Source organism: Nocardiopsis sp. LOL_012 (genome assembly GCF_048060475.1).
In the GTDB taxonomy this organism is placed as follows: Bacteria; Actinomycetota; Actinomycetes; order Streptosporangiales; family Streptosporangiaceae; genus Nocardiopsis.
On the sequence record NZ_JBHMIV010000013.1, the window covers coordinates 19,584 to 35,463 of the forward strand.

Here is a 15,880-nt window from a genome sequence, read left to right on the forward strand (position 1 = left end):
AGCGGCGGGTGGCCCCGTCATGACCCGTTCTTGGGCGAACCGGTACCCGCCACAGGCGCACGCTGGGTAGTGGGGCCACCCGTTCAGAAGGCGGCCCGAACCCGACGAGGGAGGCCTGCCATGTCCGCCCGTCAGAGCTTCTTCGACGCAGACACGCTCAAGCGCGCCGTGGCGTCCGGCGACGCCGACACGCTGGTGGCGCAGTTCTCCGACGACGCCGAGATGGAGATGATCGACCAGCGCACCCCGCCCAGCGCCCCAACCGTGCTGCGCGGCCGCGAGGCCATCGGGCAGACCATGCGGGAGCTGTTCTCCAGGGACATGACGCACGAGGTGCTCCAGTGCGTCGTTCAGGGGGACCACGCCGCCTACACCGAGCGCTGCTCCTACCCGGACGGCAACAAGGTCATGAGCATGACGATGCTGGACCTGCGGGACGGGCGCATCGTCCACCAGTCGACCGTGCAGGCCTGGGACGAGGGGCACCCGGCCCGCCCCGAGGCCGGTGACTTCTCGGCCCCGGCCGACAGCCAGGAGATGGAGCTGGCCCGTGTCGACACCGTCAGCGTCGGCGGGATGAACGTCATCCGCATGGCCCTCGAACCGGGCTGGCGCTGGTCCGAGCACATGAAGGAGGGTGCGGGCACCGATCTGTGCATGAAGGGCCACTGTGCGTTCATCGAGTCCGGCACGCTGTGCTGCCGGATGGGCGACGGCACCGAGATCACGTTCGAGGCGGGCCAGGTGGCGTCTGTGCCGCCCGGCCACGACGGATGGGTCGTGGGCGACGAGGCCGTGGCCCTCATCGACTGGAAGGCCGGCAACTGACCCGCGTTCTTCGAACCTCCGCCGGCCCCATGGGCGCCCCGCCGCACCCTGGGGCGTGGCACCGCGTTCGAAGAAGGGCCCTAGGCTCGGCGGGCCGTGTGCACGGTGGTCGCCGAGATCAGGAAGGCGTCCGTGCGCCGCAGGATCCCGGCGGGGTCGTCGGGGGCGGCCAGGCGCTTGAGCGTCGCACGATCCCCCTCGTCGAGGCGGTCGTCGAGCGCCTCGGCGAACCGGCTGAGGCGGATGTGCAGGTAGGTGCGCGCTTCGGACCCCAGCGGGGCCTGGTACTCGGTGAGGAAGGTCCGCGACCCGGACGGGGCCGCTCCGGTGCGGGCGAGCATCGCGGGCCAGTCCTCCACCACGGGCACCGATCCGGGCAGGTCGGCACGCATGTCCGCGAAGAGGTCCTCATGCAGGGCTTCCAGCCGTGCCTGGAGCCCGGGCCGGCCGATGCCGATGTCGCGCGGCAGGCAGCGCAGGGACAGCCCGCGTTCGGCGACCGCGAGCAGCCCGCCGGGGCGCAGCACCGCGGCGAGCCCGTCCAGCGCCGCCTGCTGGTCCCCGACGTGGTGGACCGCGTGGCTCGTCCACACCAGGTCCGCTTCGCCGAGCGCGGCCATGTCCTCGGGCAGGTCGGCCCTGAGAGTCCCCACCCGGCCGGCGAGGCCCTCGTCGGCCGCACGGGCGCGGACGCGCTCCAACAGCGCCGGGGACTGGTCCACGGCGACCGCTTCCGCGGAGGGGAAGCGCCGGGCCAGCAGGCACGTGGCCACACCGGGTCCGCTGCCCACGTCGAGCAGGCGGCGTACCGGTGCGTCGCCGACGCCGAGCAGCCCGCCCATCCAGTCGGCGGCGGCCTCCAGGTAGGGGCGGTGCAGCCGCGCCTCAAGCTCCAGATGGGTGCTCATGGCGTCCCAGTCGGCACCGCCGTGGTGGTGGTGCTCGGGTGCGCCGTGGTCGTGGTGGTGCTCGTGTGTGCTCATGCGGGCCTGCCCTGATCGTGGTAACGCCCCTGCCGGGGCGGTGGGGCACCACTGTGCGCACGGCCCGCGCCGGGAGGCAATCACCGTTGCCGGACCGGCAAGCCCCCTTGCCAGAGTCGGCCCCGGAGGGTGGGATGGGCCGCGTGTCCAGCGAACCGAGTATCGACAGCACCCTGTCCGGGGTGGGGCCCCGGCTGCGGAGGGCCCGCACCGAGCGCGGCCTCACCCTGGCCGCACTGTCCGAGGCCACCGGTATCTCCACCAGCACCCTGTCACGCCTGGAGTCCGGGCGGCGCCGCCCCACCCTCGAGCTCCTGCTCCCCATCTCCCAGGCCCACCAGGTGCCCCTGGACGAACTGGTCGGCGCCCCCGAGGTCGGCGACCCCCGGGTGCGGCTCACCCCGGTCCACGCACACGGCGGCACCGCGATCGCGCTGACCCGCTCCCCCGGGTCGCCCAGGGCCTACAAGATGGTCCTGCCCCCGCGGCGGAGCGCACCGGATCCGCGCACCCACGAGGGCTACGAGTGGTTCTACGTGCTCTCCGGCCGGGTGCGCCTGGTACTGGCCGACCACGACCTGGTCCTGGGGCCCGGCGAGGTCGCCGAGTTCGACACCCGGCTCCCCCACTGGTTCGGTTCCGCCGGTGAGGAGCCCGCGGAGATCCTCAGCCTCTTCGGCCCCCAGGGCGAGCGCCTCCACGTGCGGGCACGTCCCAAACGGCGCGACCCCGCCGGACCCGGGCGCTGACGGTGCCGCGCTCCGTCACCGCCTGCGGTTAGCGTGGCCGTGCACGCACGAACGATCACACGAGGAGCACGACATGCACCAGAGCCCACGGGCCGAGCCCCTGACCGACGCCGAGCCCGGTTCCTGGGACCGGATTCTGCCCCTGCTGGAGGCGGAGCCCGGAACGTCCTGGCTGACGGTGACGGGCAAGGACCGGCCGCCGCACACCCGACCGCTGCTGATGGTGTGGTCCTCGGGCCGGCCCTGCTTCGCCTCGGGCGAGGACACCGCCAAGGCGCGGCTGCTGTCGGCGTCCCCCCAGGCGAGCCTGGCCTTCCAGGCAGCCGGACTGGACGTGGTGGTCGAGGGGACCGTCCTGCGGCTGGAGGAGCACGAGCGCGTCCGACGGGTCGCCGACGCCTACGCGAAGGCCTACGGGTGGGCCCCGCACGCCGAGGGCGCCCTCCTCACCGGCGCGGAGGGCGCCCCGACCGCCGGGCCGCCGCCGTACGCGGTGTACACCGTCGTGCCTACGACGGTCTACGCCTTCCCCTCCGACGAGGCGCCGTGCGGCCCCACGCGCTGGCGTTTCGATCCGTGAGGGCTGTGTCCGCGACCACGCTATTTGCGCTACCGTCCTGGTGAGGAACCCACCGGGTTGGGTAGATACCCGGCGATTCCCACCCCCGTGGGCCGTCGAAAGGGTCGGCCCACTTCCCCCAGGAGGCACCAAGTGCGCACCAGTATCGTCCTCTCAGTCCTCGTCGTGCTGTGGCTGGTCATCGGCATCTTCGCCGCCTTCCAGCGCGGGTACTTCAGCGCGGAGGAGACCAATTGTTCGTCCCTGGGCAGCACCGTGGTGACCATCTTCGTCGGACCTCTCAACTACTTCGGGGTCAACCCGACCGTCGAGTGCCCGCCGGTCCCCCAGCCCTCGGAGTGACCCCGCCTCCGGCCGCCTCGGACAGCCCGGGGCGGCCGGAGCGCTGATCCCCCAACCGCGTCCACGGATGCGCCGGGAACCGCGCCCGTGGCCTGTCGGCGGACCTGGGCACGCGGCCGTGCCCGCGGCCAGGCCGGGAACGGCGTACACGAGGTGGTCGAGGCTGCGGGGGGAAGTCCATGGCGGCCCTTCCTTGCTTCCTCGTCGCTGGGCGTCGAGCCGCCCGTCCTGGCACAGGCCATGCGATGATCCCATGAATCGCACCCGGCTTGAGCTGCGAGTCCCTCCCGGCGCGCACCGGGAGGCGTACGCCGCACGCCCGCGGGCATCTATCGCGGTAGGGCGGCACCCCCGCCGCGCCGGGAACCGACCGCCACGGCCGCTGGGAGGCCACCCGATGCACGTGAAGGACCTGGAGGAGATCCGCGCGGACATGGCCGACACGGTCGGCGGCAAGGCCGCCGGGCTCGGCGAGATGCTCGCGGCGGGCGAACGCGTGCCGCCCGGGTTCTGCCTGACCACCGAGGCGTACACCTCCGGTCGGCTCCCCGAGGCCGAACTCGCCGCCGCCTACGGGCGCCTGGGCGGCGGACCGGTAGCGGTGCGCTCCAGCGCCACCGCCGAGGACCTGCCCGGCGCCAGTTTCGCCGGCCAGCAGGACACGGTCCTGGACGTGGAGGGGACCGAGGAGCTGTTCGCGGCGGTGCGCCGGTGCTGGGCCTCGCTCGACACCGAACGCGCGGACGCCTACCGCGCCTGGGCGGGCACCGACCGCGCGGACACCCGCATGGCGGTGGTCGTCCAGCGCATGGTCGGCTCCGCGGTGGCCGGGGTGATGTTCACCGCCGACCCACTCACCGGACGGCGCTCGGCCACGGTCGTCGACGCCGCCCCCGGTCCGGGGACCGCCGTCGTCGACGGCAGTACCACCGCCGACCACTACGTGCTGGACGACGGCGCCCCCGCCGCCTCCTGGGGCGGGTGCCTGACCGCCGCGCGCCTGGAGGAGCTGCGCGCGGCGGGCCGACGGCTGGCCGCCCGCCTCGGCTCACCGCAGGACGTGGAGTGGGCCTACGACACCGACGGGGTGCTGTGGCTGCTGCAGTCGCGGCCCGTCACCACGCTCTTCCCCCTGCCGCCCGCCACCGGTGGCGGGACCCGCGTGTACATGGAGGGCGGACACATGCAGGGCATGCTCCGCCCGTTCACCCCGATGGGGATGGACGCCTTGACACGGCTGATGGAACAGGCGTTCGCCCGCGCGGGCGTGGAGGACGACGCCCGCACGGGGGCCTTCGTCATGGCGCCCATCGGCGGACGCCTGTACATGGACCTGACCGGCTTCATGCGCAGCGCGTGGGTCCGCGGTCGGCTCCCTGCCGCCATGGAGCTCTACGGTCCCCAGGTCAGGCGCGGCGTCGAATACCTGTTGGACGACCCGAGGTTCGCGCCGCGCCCGGGTCTGGGGCTGCCCGTCCCCGCGTCCACCGCCCTCAGGCTCACCGCGCGGACGCTCCCGCGCGCCCTGGCGGGCATCGGCGCGGCCCTGGCCCGGCCGGAGAGGGCACGGGAGAGGGCCGCACGTGCGATCGAGGAGCTCCGGGAGCAGGGCGGACCGGCCCCGGAGGCCACCACCGCCGAGCGGCTGGCCTTCGTCACCGAGGAGTCCTGTACCGCCGTCATCGGCCCCCAACTGTGGCGGGTGGCCTGGGCGACCTACGGCGCGCTCATCCTCCAGATGCTCCCCGCCACCCTGCTGCACGGCCTGGCGGACGAGGAGGAACTGGAGACCGTGCTGGGCGGGATGCCGCACAACGTCACCACTGAGATGGACCTGGCGCTGTGGCGGGTCTCCCGCGGCGCCAGGGAGCACGGCCGCCTGTTCCTGGACACCGACCCGGCCGAGCTCGCCTCGCTGTACCGCCGCGGGGCCCTCCCCGAGATCGGGCTCTCCGCGTTCCTGGACCAGTACGGCCACCGGGCCGCCGCCGAGGTCGACATCGGCCTGCCGCGCTGGGCCGAGGACCCCTCCCCGCTGTTCGCGACGATCGCCAACTACCTGCGGGTGGTCGACCCCGGCCAGGCCCCCGACCGCCGGTTCGAACGGGCCGCGGTGCGGGCCCGCCGGAAGATGAGCGAGTTGTCGCTGCGCGGCCGCGCCCTGCGCCCGGTGCGCGGCCGGATCGCCGCCCTGGCCATGCGCCGCTCGCGTGAGCTCACCGGCTGCCGGGAACTGGCCAAGTTCGCCTGGCTCATCCCCTTCGCCGAGCAACGCCGCCAACTGCTGCTCATCGGCCGGGACCTGCACCGGCAGGGCCTGCTGGAGGAGCCTGGCGACATCGTGTTCCTGCGGTTGGCGGAGGTCGGCACCGCCGTCCACGAAGCGGCCGACCACCGGGCCCTGGTCGCTGAGCGGCGCGCCGATTACGGGCGGGAGTCGCGCCGCGGGCGCGTGCCCCCGCTGCTGCTGTCCGACGGCACCGACGTGGAGGCCGTGCTGCCGCGTCCCCCGGCGGAGGAGGGCACACTGGTGGGGACGGCGGGCGCCGCGGGCCGGGCCACCGGCCGAGCGCGGGTGGTGCGCGACCCCGCCGGGGCGCGTATCGAGCCCGGCGAGATCCTGGTCGCCCCCACCACCGACCCGGGGTGGACACCGCTGTTCATGACGGCGGCGGGCGTGGTGACCGAGACCGGGTCGCCGGTCGCGCACGGGCCGACCGTGGCCCGCGAGTACGGGATCCCCGCGGTGATCTGCGTGCGCGACGCCACCCGCGAGATCGCGACCGGCCAGTTGATCACGGTGGACGGCACCGCCGGCACGGTGGTCGTGGAGCCGGGAGAGGACGCGCGGGGGTAGGGACGCGTTGGGAGACGAATCCACACATTACGCCGTTCACCTGCACTGATACCCGCAGGGTGGCTATGTTGCCGCCATGCCCTCATTCGAACACGAGTTTCCGGTCGACCTGATCCGGAACGATCCGGCCTTCGCCGCCGAGCTCCTCCAGGAGGTCACCGGCGTGCCGCTCCCCGAGCACACCCGTGTGCGCTGTGGCGCCGCCGAGGCCACGAGCACGGCGATCGCACACCTGACCTCGGACAACGTCGTGGTGTGCGAACGTCCGCCCCTGCCGCGCGAAGGCGACGACCCGGTGCCGGTGCTGGCAATCGTCACCGAGCCCCAGCGAGGCTGGGACAGCCGCAAGCCCTACAGTTGGCCCGCCTACGTCGCCAACATCAGGCACCGGCTCCGGTGCCCGGTCGCCCTGCTGGTGCTGACGCCCGACACTCCCCTGGGTCTGCGCTACAGCAAGCCGATCGATCTGGGCTGCGGAGAGATCCGGCCGACGGTGCTGGCCCTGGACACCCTCGAACCGGTGACCGACCACCGGGTCGCCAAGGAACGACCCGTGCTGACGGTCCTGGCCATGGCCTCCAACCCGACCGAGGACCGGGCGGCCCTGGAGGCCCTCTTCACGGCGCTGAGGAGCCTCGATACGTCGGCGTCCTCGTTGTACTCTGACTACGTGCTCGCGGCGCTGTCGGCCGCAGCCCTGGGATCTCTGGAGGAGATCATGAAACTGCGCGACTACGAGTTCAGGACCGAGTTGATCGGGCGCCCCTTCCGCGAGGGGCAGGCCAAGGGCAAGGCCGAGGGCATGTCCGACGCCATCCTGGGGATTCTGGACGAGCGGGGCGTCGAGCTCTCCCCCGAGGTCCGCGACCGGATCACCTCCTCGGCCGACCCCGACGAACTGAGGCGCTGGGTCCGCCGCGCCGCGAGGGCGACCAGGGCCGAGGACCTGTTCACCTGACCGGGCCGCCCGGTCCGGGGTCCGGTCCGCTCCGTGCGGACCGGACCCCGAGCCGGCCGGGGAGCCCCTACTTGCCGATGTCCTGGCCGTTGCGCTGCCAGATGCACACCACCGACGGGCGGGGGAAGTCGCCGTCGGGCCAGGTGCTGGTGGGTGCGTCGAACGTGCCGTTGTCACCGGGGTGCTGCGGCCCCAGGAACACGGTCTTGTTGTCGGGGGTGATGAACGGTCCGCACGCCTCGGCCCGTACGGGGACCGTCGCGAACGTCTTGAGCTCGCCCCGGTAGCGGCCCTCCACCGGCACCGCGTGCAGCGCGTCGGCGTAGCCCATGCTGCCGGGCTGGCCGTCGGTGGAGATCCACAGGTTGCCGTCGGCGTCGAAGGTGAGGTTGTCGGGGGCCGAGATCGGCATCACCTTGGACTTGTCGTAGCCCGCGAAGTAGGTGTCGTCGTCCTCGGGGTCGCCGCACACGATCGGCACGTTCCAGTCGAAGGAGGTCGCGGCGGCGTCGCCGCCGCTCTCGACGATCTCCAGGATGTGGCCGTAGCGGTTGGGGCCTCGCGGGTTGGGCTCGTCGGCCTGGCCGGGCTCTCGGGCGGAGTTGTTGGTCAGGGCGCAGTAGACCTTGCCGGTGACCGGGCTGGCCTCGAAGTCCTCGGGCCGGTCCATCTTGGTGGCGCCGACGGCGTCGGCGGCCAGGCGGGTGTGGACGAGGACCTCGGCGACGCTGAACCCGTCGACGAAGCTCTCGGTGTCGGTGCACAGCGCGATCCACTCGCCGGAGCCGTCGAAGGCACCGTCGGAGGGCAGGGCCCCGGTACCGTCGATCTCCTCGGCGGGGCTGTTGCCGGTCAGTTTGGCCACGTACAGCGTGCCCGAGTCGAGCAGACCCGTGTTGTGGCGGCGCCGCCCGCGGATGTAGCGCTCGGCACTGACGAACTTGTACATGTAGTCGAAGCGCTCGTCGTCACCCATGTAGACGGCGACGCGGCGGTCGTCGGTCAGCCGGGTGGTGGCGCCCTCGTGCTTGAAGCGGCCCAGCATGGTGTGCTTGACGGGCGTGGAGTCGGGGTCGAGCGGGTCGATCTCGACGATGTAGCCGAAGCGGTTGGCCTCGTTGGGGTGCTTGGACAGGTCGAAGCGCTCCTCGACCCGCTCCCAACGGCGGTAGGACGGCGAGGTGGACAGGCCGTACCGGTCGGTCTCGGGGGTACCGGGGGCGGAGCCGAAGTACTGGTGGAAGTTCTCCTCGGCGGTGAGGAAGGTGCCCCACGGCGTCATGCCGCCCGCGCAGTTGTTGAGCATGCCCAGCACCTCGGTGCCGGAGGGGTCGGCCTCGGTGCGCAGCAGCTCGTGGCCGGCGGCCGGGCCGCTGAGCCTCATGGGGGTGGAGGTGGTGATGCGGCGGTTGAAGCGGCGGCGGCCCTCGGCCAGCTTCCACTTGCCGCTGTTCCTGCCGCCCCGGCCGCGGCCCCGGCCCCGGCTGTCACGTTCCAGTTCGACCAGCGAGCCGCCGTGCGCCGCCATGGCGATGCGGATGTACTCGGTGTCGGCGGTGGCCGGGTCGGTGTACCCGGGGAACATGATGTTCTCGTTGGTGTACTCGTGGTTGACCCACAGCAGGGCCTTGTCGTCGCCCATCTCCAGGAAACCGACGTAGTCGCAGTTGTAGCCGAACTGCTGCGCCTGGGCCTGGGCGGTCTGGTTGCGGACGTCGAACTCGGGGGCGCCGGGCAGGACCGGGTCGCCCCAGCGGACGACGACGTGCTGGTCGTAGCCGTGGGGGACGGTGACCTTGTCGTCGTTGTTGGGCGACACGCTGCGGAACTCCAGGCGCGGATCGCGGCCGTGTCCGTGTCCGCCACGGTCCCGGTCCGCGTGGGCGGGGGCCAGGGCGGCGAACCCGAAGGCGCTCGCTCCGGCGGTGACGGCGCCGGCGCGCAGCGCCGCGCGGCGGTCGACGACCTTCTGGAAGATGTCGCCGAAGTAGGCGTTGCCGCTGGTGTTGGGGGCGGGGTGGAAGCAGGCGTCACCGCAGCGCAGGACACACGTCGCACGCGAGCGGCCGCCGCCGACCAGGTCGGTCAGCGGCAGCAGTCGACGGCGGGGCGCGGATTCGGACACGCGTTCTCCTCAAGGATGGTGGCTGCCCCGCGTCCCGCCGTGGCGGGGGTCCAGCCGGGCGCGGGGTCGGAGCGGATATGACCGGTGGGTAACCGCCGGTCGGTCTCGACCCTGGCCGAGGTTTCACACGCACGAGTGAAACCGGAGTGAACGCCCTCACAACTCCCGGGCACCGGCATCGGCATCGGCATCGGCACCGGTCTCCCACCAAGCGGCGGACACCCCGGACCGGCACTGCGGGCGACAATACGACAACAGAGAGTACCGCCCCTGGCTAGGATGCCGCGCACCTGCGGCCCGCCCGGGAGGGCCCCGCCCCTACCGGCCGCTCACGCGCTCGGGCCGCACGTAGACGACCACGCGGGTCTCGTCCGGGCTGTGCCAGGGATAGTCCTTACCGAGGTACTTGCGCGACATCGCGTCGATGAAGGCCTTGTCCGGGTCATCCTCCACCCGGTCCACCACACCGCGCACCTCCACGTACATGTAGGGGTCGTCGGGGTCCACGGCCGAGACCGCGACGCGCCCGTCGCGCCGGAGGTTGCGCAGCTTCTGCCGCGTGGTGGTCTGACTGAATTTGAGGAACTCGCCGTCCCAGTCCACCCACACCGGGCTGCTGTGCGGCTCGCCGCCGGGGCCGAGCGTGGCCACGTGCCCGAAGGAGGGCTTGCGCAGGACGTCCTGTTGGCGTTCGGTGATCATCTCGCTCCTGGGGAATCGACTGGTCCGAGTACACCACCGCGCCGCGCGCCGGGACCGGCGCGACACGGGGCGGCGGCACACCGTTCGACGGCCGCACGGGATACCGGCGTGGAGACTCGCGCCCGGCGGGCCGCACTGGCACGATCGGCGCCGGTGCCGTGCGAGGAAAGGGTGACGGGTGGCCGAACTGATCGTGTTCGCCGGGCTCCTGGTGGGCTACGCGCTCGTCTCGGGGCTCACGCGGGGCACGTCCCTGACCGCCCCGATGGTGTTCACCGCCGGAGGCCTGGCCATCGCGGCCGCCAGCCACGGACAGGCGTGGGCCGAAATGACGGGGGCGGCCGTACGCGCGCTGGCCGAGGCGGCGCTGGCACTGGTGCTGTTCACCGACGCGGCCCGCATCGACCTGAGGGCGCTGCGCCGCGAGTACCACCTGCCGCTGCGGCTGCTCGCGGTGGGCATGCCGGTGGGGATCGTCCTCGGAACGGTGGTCGGGTACGGCCTCCTGCCGGGGTTCGGCTTGGTGGAGGCGGCGCTGCTGGCGGCCGTCCTGGCCCCGACCGACGCGGCGCTGGGGGCGGCGATGATCTCCGACCGGCGCCTGCCCGTCCGGGTCCGCCAGAGCCTCAACGTGGAGAGCGGCCTCAACGACGGCATCGCACTGCCCGCGGTGATGGTCCTCGCCGCCCTGGCCGCCGCCGAGGAGGGGACGTCCGGTTCGGCGTTGTCGTGGGCCGGGTTCACGGCACAGCAGATCGGGATCGGCGTGGCCGTGGGGGCCGCTCTGGGCGGGCTCGGCGGGTGGGCGCTCACCCGGGCCGACGCCAGAGGATGGATCAGCGCCACCCATCGCCCCCTGTTCCCCATCGGTGTCACCGTCCTGTCCTACCTGGGCGCCGACGCGGCTTCGGGCAGCGGGTTCCTGTCCGTGTTCGTCGCGGGTCTGGTCTTCGGTGCGTCGGCCCGGGGGCACCGCGACCTGGTGCACCGGTTCGCCGAACGCGAGGGCGAGCTGCTCACCATGCTGACCTTCACCGTGTTCGGTGCGGTGGTCATCGGTCCGGTGCTCGGGCGGGCCGACGGGTGGTCGGTGCTCTACGCCGTGCTGGCCCTGGCCGTGGTGCGGCCCGCCGCCGTGGCGGTGGCCACCGTCGGCGCGCGGCTGCGCCTGGAGACGGTGTGCTTCCTGGGCTGGTTCGGGCCGCGCGGGCTGGCCTCGATCGTGTTCGCGCTGCTCGTGGTGGAGGAGAGCGGCGTCGCCGCCGCCGACCGGATCATGCTGGTCGGCGGTGTGACGGTGCTGATCAGCGTGTATGCGCACGGCGTCACCGCCGCGCCCTGGTCACGTGGGTTCGCGGGCCGCGCGGCCCGCTACGACCCGGCCTCGCCCGAGCACCGGGACGTCACGGTGCACCACTATCGGTGGCACGGGCCCAGGGGGCAGGACGGCGCGTGAGTCACAGGCTCCGGCCGCCGCGGCCGACGGGGACGACCATCGGCCCGCCCGCCACGGGGTCCTCCACCACCACGGCCTCCAGCCCGAACGCCTCCGCCAGCAGCTCGGGGGTGAGCACCTCGGCGGGAGGGCCGCAGGCCACCACCGCTCCGTCGCGCATGGCGATGATCGTGTCCGCGTAGCGCGCGGCCATGTTGAGGTCGTGCAGCACCATGACGATGGTGCGGCCGCCCTGCCGGTGCAGTTCGCGGACCAGGTCCAGGACGTCCACCTGGTGCACCAGGTCCAGGAACGTCGTCGGCTCGTCCAGCAGGAGCAGGTCGGTGCCCTGCGCCAGCACCATGGAGATCCACGCCCGCTGGCGCTGGCCCCCCGACAGCTCGTCCAGCGGTGTGTCCGCCAGCTCCAGCAGCCCGGTCTGGGCCAGTGCGTCGGTGACCGCGCCCTGATCGTCGCCGGACCACTGCCGGTACCAGCGCTGGGCCGGGTGGCGCCCCCGGGCGACCAGGTCGGCGACGGTCAGCCCGTCGGGCGCGGTGGGCTGCTGTGGCAGGATGCCCAGTACCTGGGCGACCTGGCGGGTGGGGGTCCGGTGGATGTCGCGCCCGTCGAGTTCGACGACGCCGGCCCGGGGCCGCATGAGCCGGCCCAGGGCCCGGAGCATGGTGGACTTTCCGCACCCGTTGGGGCCGATCACACAGGTGATGGTGCCCTCGACGATGTCGGCGTCCAGACGGTCGACGATCGTGCGTTCGTCGTAGGCCAGGGTGAGGCCGCGGGCGGAGAGCCTGGCGGCGGCCCCCGCCGTGTGGGAGGCCGGAATGTCGACGTGTGCGGTGCTGCCGGGTGAGGTGGTCACGCCTGGGCCTTTCGGTTTCCGCGGACGAGCAGGTGGATGAGGTAGAGGGCGCCCAGGCTGCCGGTGACCACGCCCACGGGGAGCTGGATGGTGGGGAACAGGTTCCGCGCCAGCAGGTCGGCACCGCAGGTCAGGACGGCCCCGACCAGTGCGGACAGCAGGACCGGCGGGCGGGGGGCGCGGGCCAGGCGCAGGGCGATCTGGGGTGCGGCCAGGGAGACGAACAGGATAGGGCCTGCGGCCGAGGTCCCGAAGGCGGCGAGCAGCACGGCGAGCGCGAGCAGGACGGTGCGGCTGCGCTCCACGCGCACGCCCAGGCCGCGGGCCACGTCGTCGCCGTAGGCCAGGGCGTCCAGTGTGCGTGCCATGACCAGGACGGCGGGCAGGCACAGGGCCAGGGCCAGGGCGACGGGGACGGTGTCCGGCCAGGTGCGCATGGTGAGGCTGCCCGCGATCCACACCATCGCGCGGCCGGTGTCGGTGACCTCGCCGAGGGTGAGCATCCACAGGGTGACGTTCATCAGTACGGCGGACAGCCCCACCCCCACCAGGAGCAGCCGGTATCCGTCCACGCCCGAGCGCCAGGCCAGGCCGTAGCACAGCGCCCCGGCCAGTAGCCCGCCGATCAGGGCCACGGCGGGGACGCCGAGGTCGGCGGCGGGGCCGGTGACGATGCCGTAGCTGCCGGCGAAGGCCATCACGGCGACCACGCCGGCGCTGGCGCCGTGGGTGACGCCGAGCAGGTCGGGGCTGGCCAGGGGGTTGCGCATGAGGGTCTGGGTGACGGCGCCGGCGGCGGCCAGGGCGGCCCCGGCCAGCAGGCCCGTCACGATACGGGGCATGCGCACCCGCCAGATGGTGAAGTGGTGCTCGTCGTCGGTTCCCACGACGGTGGCCCACACCTGGGCCACGGAGACCTCCATGTCGCCCATGGCGAGGTTGAGGCCCACCAGGACCAGCCCCGCCAGGAGGGTCAGGAGGGCGGCGGTGATCAGCCGGGGGCGCAGTGGGAGCGCGGCCGGGCCGAGCCGCAGGGCGCGCACGGGGAGGCGGGCGGGGGTGTGGGCGCCGGTCCGGGGTTCGGTGGCGGTGGGGGCGGAACTCATAGGGAGAGCAGTCTCCTGCGTCGGACGACGTAGATGAAGAAGGGGGCCCCCAGCAGGGCGAGCACCACGCCGACCTGGAGTTCTCCGGGCGGGGCCAGGAAGCGGCCGACCACGTCGGCGCTCATGAGCAGGACGGCGCCGAGCAGGGCCGAGTAGGGCAGCAGCCAGCGGTGGTCGGGGCCGACCATGCCCCGGGCCAGGTGCGGAACAATCAGGCCGACGAAGGCGATGGGGCCGCAGGCGGCCACGGTCACGCCGGTGAGCAGGGTGATGGCGGCCAGGCCGGTGGCCCTGGCCCATCCGACCCGGAAGCCCAGGGCGCGGGCGGTGTCCTCGCCCAGGGCCAGGGCGTTGAGGGCGCGGGCGTTGGCTAGGGCCAGGGCGACGCCCGCGGCCACGAAGGGGAGCATCTGGCCGATGATCGAGGGGGCGCGTCCGGTCAGCGAGCCCACCCGCCAGAACCGGAAGTTCTCCATGGTGTCCTGGTCCAGCAGGACGATGCCCGAGACCAGGGAGTACATCAGCCAGCTCACCGCGGTCCCGGCCAGGGCCAGTGTGATGGGTGTGGGGCCCCGGCCGGGCACCGATCCGATGAGGTAGACGACGACGGCCGCGGCGCCGCCGCCGACCAGTGCGAGCCAGGCCTGGGAGGTCAGGTCGGTGATGCCGAGGAAGTGGATCCCCAGGACGACCGTGAAGGCCGCGCCGAAGGTGACGCCGAGGATGCTCGGGTCGCCCAGCGGGTTGCGCGTGTGGCCCTGCATGAGGGCTCCGGCCAGGCCGAGGCTGACCCCGGCGAGGAGGCCGAGGGCGGTGCGCGGCAGCCGGATCTCGCCCACGATGATGTTGGCTTCGTCACCGGCCTGCTGGGACAGGGCCAGCCAGACGGTGCCGGGGTCGAGCGTGCGCGCGCCGATCAGGACGCTGCCCACGGCGGTGAGCGCGAGCAGTGCGGCCAGGAGGCCCAGTCCGGCGATCCTGCGGCTCCTGCGGGCGCCGATCGCCCCTGTGGGCGGGGGTGTGTCGGCGCCGGTGGCGGCGCGGACGGTCCCGGTCCGGGGGGTGTCGCTCACCCGCTGCTCCCCTCATGACGAGGGCCAGGCCAACCTTAGTTAGGTTTGCCTAGCCATATGGTGTTGGTCTAAGTTTGCCACGTTCCTCCGGGAACAGCACATCGTCCCGCGCCGACGCCCCCGTCGTACCGCGCGGTCGCACGGACGAATGCCCCAGATCCCCGATTGCGAGTTTCTCCATGACACCCTCCGCTCCCCTGCGCCGGGCGGGTCTCTCCGCCGCGGCCGCCGCCGCGGCCCTCGGCCTGCTCACCGCGTGCGGTTCCACCGGTCCCGTCAACGACAGCGACTCCTACGGCACCGACACGGCGGAGGGGTTCCCCCGGACCGTCACGCACGCCATGGGCGACACCGAGATCCCGGCCGCCCCCGAGCGGGTCCTGCCGCTGGACGCCACCTTCGTGGACGCCACCCTGGCCCTGGGCGGCGACGTCGTCGGCTTCACGACCTTCGCCGAGGACGTGGAGGCCCTCCCGGGTTACCTGGTGGACAGCGAACTGAACACGGGCACCCACGACGAGGCGGTCCCCGTCGGCCTGCTGTGGGACACCAGCCCCGAGCTGATCGCCCAGACCGAGCCGGATCTGATCCTGTCGGCCGAGGTGCGCCACGGCGACGGCTACGACCAGTTGTCGGAGGTCGCCCCGACCGTCATGTCGGAGACCACCGGCGCCACCTGGAAGGAGAACCTGCTCCTGACCGGTACGGCCCTGGACGCCGAGGAGGAGGCCGAGGCCCTGATCACCGGCTTCGAGGAGCGCGCCGCCGCGATCGGCGCGGCGATCACCGAGGCCGAGGGCGGCGAGGCCCCCACGGTCTCCATCGTGCGCTTCGCCGGCGACGCCGAGGGGGTGCGCCTGTACACGCGCAACTCCTACATCGGTGTGATCCTGGACGACCTGGGCCTGCCCTCCGGCGAGGGCACCTCCACCGACGCGGAGGAGATCGTCACCTACCACAGCCAGGAGCGCCTGCTCGACCTGGACGCCGACCGCATCTTCGTGGCCGCCTACGACGACGGCGGCGAGGACGGCGTCGCCGAGCAGCGGGAGGAGTACTCGGGCAGCCCGCTGTGGAGCGAGCTGGAGGGCGAGAAGACCGAGGTGGACGACGCCTACTGGATCTCCGGTGTCGGCCTGATCGCGGCCCACGCGGTGCTCGACGACATCGCCGAGACCTTCGGGGTCGACCCGCAGCGCTGATCCGAGCGCCCCGCGCGGGGCCCGTCCGTCCAGGACGGGCCCCGCGCTGTGCCGACGTCG

14 protein-coding genes are annotated in these 15,880 nt (G+C 73.1%); 8 read left to right on the plus strand and 6 right to left on the minus strand.

The window, feature by feature from the left end; genetic code table 11:
- The first annotated feature begins 120 nt into the window (after nucleotides 1-120).
- Entirely contained in the window at nucleotides 121-828 is a 708-nt protein-coding gene (locus tag ACFHWE_RS10570; RefSeq protein ID WP_416600663.1) for a nuclear transport factor 2 family protein, read from the plus strand.
- Between the two features lie 80 nt (nucleotides 829-908).
- Here ACFHWE_RS10570 and ACFHWE_RS10575 read toward each other — a convergent pair whose 3' ends face one another.
- Nucleotides 909-1,811 (minus strand): class I SAM-dependent methyltransferase, encoded by a 903-nt coding sequence (locus ACFHWE_RS10575; RefSeq protein WP_416600665.1) that lies wholly within the window; start codon nucleotides 1,809-1,811, stop codon nucleotides 909-911.
- A 134-nt stretch (nucleotides 1,812-1,945) separates the two neighbouring features.
- Here ACFHWE_RS10575 and ACFHWE_RS10580 point away from each other — a divergent pair, with 134 nt between their 5' ends.
- The 5 genes from ACFHWE_RS10580 (at nucleotide 1,946) to ACFHWE_RS10600 (ending at nucleotide 7,297) form a co-directional block, all read left to right on the plus strand.
- Nucleotides 1,946-2,560 (plus strand): helix-turn-helix domain-containing protein, encoded by a 615-nt coding sequence (locus tag ACFHWE_RS10580; RefSeq protein ID WP_416600667.1) that lies wholly within the window; start codon nucleotides 1,946-1,948, stop codon nucleotides 2,558-2,560.
- Nucleotides 2,561-2,633: 73 nt separating this feature from the next.
- A complete protein-coding gene (locus ACFHWE_RS10585) occupies nucleotides 2,634-3,140 on the plus strand; it encodes a pyridoxamine 5'-phosphate oxidase family protein (protein WP_416600668.1) in 507 nt (168 codons plus the stop codon).
- Between the two features lie 132 nt (nucleotides 3,141-3,272).
- On the plus strand, nucleotides 3,273-3,482 hold the full coding sequence (locus ACFHWE_RS10590) for a hypothetical protein (protein ID WP_028649501.1): 210 nt from the start codon (nucleotides 3,273-3,275) through the stop codon (nucleotides 3,480-3,482).
- 397 nt (nucleotides 3,483-3,879) lie between these two features.
- Nucleotides 3,880-6,339 carry a PEP/pyruvate-binding domain-containing protein gene (locus ACFHWE_RS10595; RefSeq protein ID WP_416600669.1) on the plus strand — a complete coding sequence of 820 codons (2,460 nt, stop codon included), beginning with the start codon at nucleotides 3,880-3,882 and terminating at the stop codon, nucleotides 6,337-6,339.
- A gap of 76 nt (nucleotides 6,340-6,415) precedes the next feature.
- Nucleotides 6,416-7,297, plus strand: a complete 882-nt coding sequence (locus ACFHWE_RS10600) for a hypothetical protein (protein ID WP_416600671.1) — start codon at nucleotides 6,416-6,418, stop codon at nucleotides 7,295-7,297.
- 67 nt (nucleotides 7,298-7,364) lie between these two features.
- On the opposite strand, the gene ACFHWE_RS10605 is transcribed toward ACFHWE_RS10600, so the two are convergent.
- Both ACFHWE_RS10605 and ACFHWE_RS10610 read right to left on the minus strand, forming a co-directional pair.
- Nucleotides 7,365-9,422 carry a PhoX family protein gene (locus tag ACFHWE_RS10605; RefSeq protein WP_416600673.1) on the minus strand — a complete coding sequence of 686 codons (2,058 nt, stop codon included), beginning with the start codon at nucleotides 9,420-9,422 and terminating at the stop codon, nucleotides 7,365-7,367.
- A gap of 318 nt (nucleotides 9,423-9,740) precedes the next feature.
- Nucleotides 9,741-10,124, minus strand: coding sequence for a PPOX class F420-dependent oxidoreductase (locus ACFHWE_RS10610; protein WP_416600675.1), 384 nt, complete (start codon nucleotides 10,122-10,124; stop codon nucleotides 9,741-9,743).
- A gap of 178 nt (nucleotides 10,125-10,302) precedes the next feature.
- Here ACFHWE_RS10610 and ACFHWE_RS10615 point away from each other — a divergent pair, with 178 nt between their 5' ends.
- Nucleotides 10,303-11,580 carry a cation:proton antiporter gene (locus ACFHWE_RS10615; RefSeq protein WP_416600677.1) on the plus strand — a complete coding sequence of 426 codons (1,278 nt, stop codon included), beginning with the start codon at nucleotides 10,303-10,305 and terminating at the stop codon, nucleotides 11,578-11,580.
- Between the two features lies 1 nt (nucleotide 11,581).
- Here ACFHWE_RS10615 and ACFHWE_RS10620 read toward each other — a convergent pair whose 3' ends face one another.
- From ACFHWE_RS10620 to ACFHWE_RS10630, 3 genes are read right to left on the minus strand one after another with little or no spacing between them, the layout of a single operon-like run.
- A complete protein-coding gene (locus ACFHWE_RS10620; RefSeq protein ID WP_416600679.1) occupies nucleotides 11,582-12,439 on the minus strand; it encodes an ABC transporter ATP-binding protein in 858 nt (285 codons plus the stop codon).
- Nucleotides 12,436-13,545, minus strand: coding sequence for a FecCD family ABC transporter permease (locus tag ACFHWE_RS10625; RefSeq protein WP_416600681.1), 1,110 nt, complete (start codon nucleotides 13,543-13,545; stop codon nucleotides 12,436-12,438). Before ACFHWE_RS10625 ends, ACFHWE_RS10620 begins: the two co-directional genes overlap by 4 nt.
- Nucleotides 13,542-14,618, minus strand: a complete 1,077-nt coding sequence (locus tag ACFHWE_RS10630; protein ID WP_416600683.1) for a FecCD family ABC transporter permease — start codon at nucleotides 14,616-14,618, stop codon at nucleotides 13,542-13,544. Before ACFHWE_RS10630 ends, ACFHWE_RS10625 begins: the two co-directional genes overlap by 4 nt.
- A 179-nt stretch (nucleotides 14,619-14,797) precedes the next feature.
- Between ACFHWE_RS10630 and ACFHWE_RS10635 the strand changes: the two genes are divergently transcribed.
- On the plus strand, nucleotides 14,798-15,820 hold the full coding sequence (locus ACFHWE_RS10635) for an ABC transporter substrate-binding protein (RefSeq protein ID WP_416600685.1): 1,023 nt from the start codon (nucleotides 14,798-14,800) through the stop codon (nucleotides 15,818-15,820).
- The last annotated feature ends 60 nt before the right edge of the window (nucleotides 15,821-15,880 follow it).

Bases quoted from the DNA above. Each gene is read 5' to 3' on its own strand.
- ACFHWE_RS10570 (WP_416600663.1), top strand. From the start codon at position 121: ATGTCCGCCCGTCAGAGCTTCTTCGACGCAGACACGCTCAAGCGCGCC.
- ACFHWE_RS10575 (WP_416600665.1), bottom strand. From the start codon at position 1,811: ATGAGCACACACGAGCACCACCACGACCACGGCGCACCCGAGCACCAC.
- ACFHWE_RS10580 (WP_416600667.1), top strand. From the start codon at position 1,946: ATGGGCCGCGTGTCCAGCGAACCGAGTATCGACAGCACCCTGTCCGGG.
- ACFHWE_RS10585 (WP_416600668.1), top strand. From the start codon at position 2,634: ATGCACCAGAGCCCACGGGCCGAGCCCCTGACCGACGCCGAGCCCGGT.
- ACFHWE_RS10595 (WP_416600669.1), top strand. From the start codon at position 3,880: ATGCACGTGAAGGACCTGGAGGAGATCCGCGCGGACATGGCCGACACG.
- ACFHWE_RS10600 (WP_416600671.1), top strand. From the start codon at position 6,416: ATGCCCTCATTCGAACACGAGTTTCCGGTCGACCTGATCCGGAACGAT.
- ACFHWE_RS10610 (WP_416600675.1), bottom strand. From the start codon at position 10,124: ATGATCACCGAACGCCAACAGGACGTCCTGCGCAAGCCCTCCTTCGGG.
- ACFHWE_RS10625 (WP_416600681.1), bottom strand. From the start codon at position 13,545: ATGAGTTCCGCCCCCACCGCCACCGAACCCCGGACCGGCGCCCACACC.
- ACFHWE_RS10635 (WP_416600685.1), top strand. From the start codon at position 14,798: ATGACACCCTCCGCTCCCCTGCGCCGGGCGGGTCTCTCCGCCGCGGCC.